The sequence below is a fragment of the Paenibacillus sp. KS1 genome (assembly GCF_001680695.1).
Classification (GTDB): domain Bacteria; phylum Bacillota; class Bacilli; order Paenibacillales; family Paenibacillaceae; genus Paenibacillus_B; species Paenibacillus_B suaedae.
Genome location: NZ_MAIS01000196.1, coordinates 1 through 2,513, shown reverse-complemented (window position 1 = coordinate 2,513; position 2,513 = coordinate 1). Strand labels below are relative to the sequence as shown.

3 protein-coding genes are annotated in these 2,513 nt (G+C 30.2%); all 3 read right to left on the bottom strand.

All coding sequences use genetic code 11. The features are described from left to right. Positions 1–118: 118 nt before the first annotated feature. Positions 119–1,432, bottom strand: coding sequence for an ABC transporter substrate-binding protein (locus BBG47_RS27675; RefSeq protein ID WP_083189645.1), 1,314 nt, complete (start codon positions 1,430–1,432; stop codon positions 119–121). A 7-nt stretch (positions 1,433–1,439) separates the two neighbouring features. Continuing rightward, positions 1,440–2,108 carry an ABC transporter ATP-binding protein gene (locus tag BBG47_RS27670; RefSeq protein WP_065294423.1) on the bottom strand — a complete coding sequence of 223 codons (669 nt, stop codon included), beginning with the start codon at positions 2,106–2,108 and terminating at the stop codon, positions 1,440–1,442. Position 2,109: 1 nt separating this feature from the next. Then, positions 2,110–2,513, bottom strand: a 404-nt coding sequence (locus tag BBG47_RS30490) for an FtsX-like permease family protein (protein ID WP_217492545.1), incomplete at its 5' end; no start/stop codon positions are given.

Below are 2,513 nucleotides of genomic sequence, written 5' to 3'. Positions count from 1 at the left end.
GAGCGATTATCAGAAGTTCGCTCAATATGTGAAAAAGTAGTGATTAAATGCAAAGTCACTTCGAATAGGAGGCGAAGTGACTTTGCAAGAAGATCAAAATTATTTAGAATAGAAAAAATTAGTTAGTATTTCTATTCAATAATTCATTTCCTGAACCTTCCCATTCGTTAAGTGCTTCTGTGATTGATTTTTCTTTATTCCTTGCAGATTCTATTTGTTTGTTCCCTTCGGTGATTATCATTCTAATATCATTAATTATTTTGAAATTATTGTATAAGTCCATTTGATAATTTGCTGATATAGAAGATTGCAACTTATAGAAAGCATCGATATTATATACGGTATCTTCCTTGTGATTATAAAATGTAAATAATTCACTAGGTATGTCTTTATTTGATTTTGCCCATTTTTGGCTGTGAATAAACTTGAGATATTCCCATGCTACTTCAGTATTGTTAGCATTGGCATTAATGGCGATAATGTTGCTAAAAGTAATTTCACTTCCTACATGAGGAGATCCGGTATGAATTGGATAAGTAACTATGTCAAAATTGCTGGGCATTTGTTTTTTTAGTGAATTAAAATAATTATAGTTTTCTATGATTATTCCAACTTTATTGTTAAGAAATAGGTCTTCTCCTTCAGATTTTATTGGCGTAATGTTCTTTTGGAATAATGAATCAATTAGCTGGAAGCTTTCCTTCCAAGTATCAGTTGCAACTGTCATTTTCTTTTGGTTTATATCATACATTCTCACATTTAAACTGGATAAATAGTTGTTTATAATATTGAAATAGTTAGAGTCGTTGTATCTGTCAAAGCTTATTCCATAAATATTATCCACTTTTAGTTGTAAAGATAATAGTTCTGCTTTTTGAAATAATTGCTCCCAAGTCATTAAATCATGAGGAGGTTCAAGATTAGCTTTTTGGAACAACATTTTGTTATAAAAAACAGCCTTTGTTTGAAAGGAAGGAGATAGGCCATATAAATTTCCGTTTCCAAGTTGTTTCAAGTAATCAATAACTGAAGTTTTAGCAGAATTAATATCAAACTTATCCTTATTGATAAAGGGAGATAACTCCTTAAGTTGATTTTGTTGAGACAGCATTTGATATAATGAGGAATCCATAAATAATAAATCAACCGGCTCAGTACCTGTTAGTAAATTTACGACATTTTGATAAGGGCCGTTAGGGTTATGAGTCGCTGGATCTTCTGTTATCGCAGATACGACTTTTATATCAACATTTGGGTGTAAAATTAAAAATGGTTCTACAAATCTACGTTGGAATTCTTCATTATTTGTGTCTCCAAAAACTAGCCCAATGATTAATTTTTCGTCATTTTTAACTTCTTTATTTTGACTACATCCTAATAACAAAGTACTTATCAAAAGTGAAATGATAACTATTTTTCTTATTTTCCTCACTCACTTTCTATATGTCTTTGATTTTTCCGTCTACAAGATTTATGATACGATTACATTGATTAGCGATAAAGTGATCATGTGTTACAATAATGATAGAACTGCCTTTTGAATTTAAGTCTTTTAGGTAATTAAGCACCATTTTACCGTTTTCCTGATCAAGTGAGCCCGTAGGTTCATCCGCAAGTATGATATCCGGTTTTCCAACTAAGGCACGACCAATAGCAACTCTTTGTTGTTGTCCTCCAGATAACTCGGAAGGATACTTATTATAAAGTGCAGATAAACCCAGATATTGTATTGTTTCCATTATATCCTTTTTTTGTGTTTTTTTGTTTGTTTTTCGGTAATAAAGAGGCAATTCAATGTTTTCGTATACGGTATATTGAGGCAGTAGTAAGAAATTTTGAAATACATATCCGAATGTTTGATTTCGTAGTAGAGCTATTTCTTTCATTGACAGGCTTTTGACATCAATATTATCTACGTAAATAGAGCCTTCATCAGGGAAATCTATGCAACCAATTATATTAAGTAATGTAGATTTTCCTGAACCCGACGGTCCGGTAATTGCAATCATTTCCCCTTTTGTGATTTTGAAATTTATTCCATCCAGTATATTTCTTTTTTCTCTTTTATTGAAACTTTTTGAAATACTATCGATTATTAGTTTCTCCACATTAATACACCTCTTTAATGCTGCGAATTAATTCTGTACGAGATAATTTGTTTCTAATAAAAAATGTAATGATTATTCCAATAATGAAGAACAAAGAGGATGAAATCCCAAACGTTAAAAGAGATATTGGTGTATCGTTTATCAGATGAGTTAACAAATAAGAAATAAAATAGGAAATAGATGAAGCAATAATGAGCTGACATGTGAACTCAAAAAATAAAGAAAGTAATAATTTTGAAATACTTGAGCCATGTATATACAAAATAGCTAAATCAGTTAGCCTTTTTTTTATTGACATAAAAATGATTCCGATAAATCCGATCATGGAAAGACATGTTAATATAATTCCTAATGAGATAGAAATAAAAATAAGTGTTGAGTTTTGTTTTTTTATTTGGTCAATCA